This is a genomic window from Yoonia sp., from assembly GCF_017854415.1.
Lineage (GTDB): Bacteria > Pseudomonadota > Alphaproteobacteria > Rhodobacterales > Rhodobacteraceae > Yoonia.
Genome location: NZ_JAFMHR010000039.1, coordinates 19,246 through 21,911 on the forward strand (window position 1 = coordinate 19,246; position 2,666 = coordinate 21,911).

Sequence of the window (2,666 nt, forward strand, 5' to 3'; positions counted from 1 at the left end):
GAAGCACTTGATGCGTTGGCCGAAGACCACGAATTCCTGCTGGCCGGTGACGTGTTCACCAAAGACCAGCTTGAAGGCTACATGGAGCTGAAATGGGAAGAAGTGTTCGCCTACGAGCACACACCACACCCGATCGAGTACAAGCTGTATTATAGCTGCTAATCTCTAAAGCTTATCGAAAACGCCCCGTCAGAGAAATCTGGCGGGGCTTTTTTGTGCACGCTTCAAATGCTAGGAAAATATCAGCTTCATTTTGAAATAGCAGGCAAAACAAACCAACATGTCCAAATACCATCCCATCGATGTGCGCTATAAAGGCCCCTCCACGGCATATCGCGGCTCTGCAAAACAGCAAAAATCGACATTCACGGCAGTCGCAAAGGCGTCAACAACCGCTAAATCGTCACCATCTCCTTGGGATGCTGCAAAGACCACTGTACCAGAACCCGCGACGCCTGCGCCCGCGCCTTCGGGCACAAAGGCATCCGCCTCAAAAGAGGCAACGCGCAGCCCGATCACCCTCAAGAACATCTATCTCGTTTTGGCAGGAATCATCTTTTTGTCGCTCTTCTTGCGCTAGTCGGCGACACCCAAAGTCGCCGTTAGAGCCACTGCAGGACCTGAAAATGTCGATTTCTGACATCTATTGGACTTACGTTCGCGCATAATTGGTCCAACTTGGCCAAAGGAAATTGCGATGAACACCCACTACCGCGACACCCGCAAGATCGACCCCACACGCGGCGCGACGCTTGGCGACGGCACCCCCAATGATCAGGACCGTGTCGAAATAGGGCCAACCCAGCTCGCCTTCAACGAATGGGCCGCCGCTGGCCTGACGCTGCCGAACCTGCCCGCCATGCGCGCGTGGCGGCATCAGCGGCTTATTGATGCGGTGAACACGCGCGGCTATGGCGGCATCTTGATGTTTGACCCTCTCAATATCCGCTACGCCACCGACAGCACCAACATGCAGCTTTGGAATACACATAATCCGTTTCGCGCCTGTCTGGTCTGCGCTGACGGTTACATGGTTATCTGGGACTACAAGAACGCAATGTTCCTGTCCAAATTCAACCCGCTGGTCTCAGAGCAACGCAAAGGCGCGGACCTCTTTTATTTCGGCCGTGGCGACAAGATTGACCCTGCAGCCGACAACTTTGCCACCGAAGTTGCAGATTTGATTCGTGAACATAGTGGTGGAAACACCCGTCTCGCCGTCGACAAAATTATGCTGCACGGCCTGCGCGCACTTGAGGCGCAGGGCTTCAAAGTCGAAGACGGCGAAGAGCTAACCGAAAAAGCCCGCAGCATTAAATGCGCTGATGAAATTCTCGCAATGCGCTGCGCATCCCATTCTTGCGAAGCGGCCTGCTACGCCATGGAGGACGCAGCCCGTGCAGGCGTGCCAAAAGGAAACATGTCCGAGGATGATATTTGGGCGGTGCTACATGCCGAAAACATACGGCGAGGTGGCGAATGGATCGAAACACGTTTGCTGTCATCTGGTCCGCGCACGAACCCGTGGTTTCAGGAAAGTGGCGGGCGGATCGTACAAAATAACGAAATCGTGGCCTTTGATACCGACCTTGTCGGCGCTTATGGCTTCTGCATCGATATCAGCCGGACATGGTGGATTGGCGATGAAAAACCCCGGGCGGACATGATCGAAGCGATGCAAATCGGTGTTGAACATATTCAATATAACATGGACATGCTCAAAGCCGGCGTGTCGATTGAGGAACTTAGCCGCAATACCCACGTGTTGCCCGAGAAATATCAAAAGCAAAAATACGGCTGCTTGATGCATGGTGTAGGCCTGTGTGACGAATGGCCGTTGGTTGCTTACCCCGACCGCATGGTGCCAGGGTCGTTCGACTATGTTCTGAAACCTGGCATGACGCTGTGTGTCGAAGCGCTTATTAGTCCCGAAGGCGGTGATTTTTCGATCAAGCTCGAGGATCAAGTGCTGATCACTGAAGATGGCTATGAGAACCTGACAAAATACCCACATGATCCGGCACTGATGGGGCGGTAACATCTCTCACCTTGCCGCGACCGCGTGGCAAGGTGGGTTGTCGGCTTGGCGCAAGCGGGCCATGTAAGAGGCCAATCGCAAGAAAGGCTATGCCCATGCCAACCGAAAAACTTAGCTTCAAGGGCCATGCGGGCCACATGCTGGCCGCACGTCTAGACACGCCAAACGGACCGCAACTGGCGACCGCGATCTTCGCCCATTGCTTTACCTGTTCCAAAGACATCACCGCCGCCCGCCGGATTGCCGCTCGCCTGTCTTCGATGGGCATCGCAGTGCTGCGGTTTGATTTCACGGGGCTTGGCCATTCCGAGGGCGAATTTGAAAATACCAGTTTTTCCTCCAACGTTGACGATCTGCTGGCCGCCCATCAGGCCTTGGTCGACCGCGGCACCCCGCCCTCATTGATCATCGGTCATTCGCTGGGCGGTGCCGCCGTGCTCAAGGCCGCACCACAGATGGACAGCATCAAGGCAGTGGTGACCATTGGTGCGCCCTTTGATCCATCCCACGTCACCCACAATTTCACCGACGCGCTACCGGAAATTATCGATCAGGGCGTGGCCGAAGTGTCATTGGGCGGTCGGCCGTTCCGTATCGGCAAAGGCTTTGTCGAAGACATTTCACAGGC

General features: G+C 55.0%; 3 protein-coding genes and 1 pseudogene. 3 read left to right on the forward strand and 1 reads right to left on the reverse strand.

Annotated features, from left to right (window positions below; genetic code table 11):
* A pseudogene (glnA, locus tag QZ197_RS06485) lies at nucleotides 1-162 on the forward strand (glutamine synthetase); the annotation flags it as partial.
* 147 nt (nucleotides 163-309) lie between these two features.
* Here glnA and QZ197_RS06490 read toward each other — a convergent pair.
* Nucleotides 310-531: a hypothetical protein gene (locus QZ197_RS06490; protein WP_296431063.1), complete on the reverse strand. Its 222-nt coding sequence runs from the start codon at nucleotides 529-531 to the stop codon at nucleotides 310-312.
* A gap of 166 nt (nucleotides 532-697) precedes the next feature.
* Here QZ197_RS06490 and dddP point away from each other — a divergent pair, with 166 nt between their 5' ends.
* On the forward strand, nucleotides 698-2,038 hold the full coding sequence (dddP, locus tag QZ197_RS06495) for a dimethylsulfonioproprionate lyase DddP (RefSeq protein ID WP_296431064.1): 1,341 nt from the start codon (nucleotides 698-700) through the stop codon (nucleotides 2,036-2,038).
* A gap of 95 nt (nucleotides 2,039-2,133) precedes the next feature.
* Nucleotides 2,134-2,666: alpha/beta fold hydrolase (locus QZ197_RS06500; RefSeq protein WP_296431065.1), on the forward strand; the 533-nt coding region annotated here is incomplete at its 3' end.

Coding starts and splice junctions, on each gene's coding strand:
- dddP (WP_296431064.1), top strand. CDS start 698: ATGAACACCCACTACCGCGACACCCGCAAGATCGACCCCACACGCGGC.
- QZ197_RS06490 (WP_296431063.1), bottom strand. CDS start 531: ATGTTCTTGAGGGTGATCGGGCTGCGCGTTGCCTCTTTTGAGGCGGAT.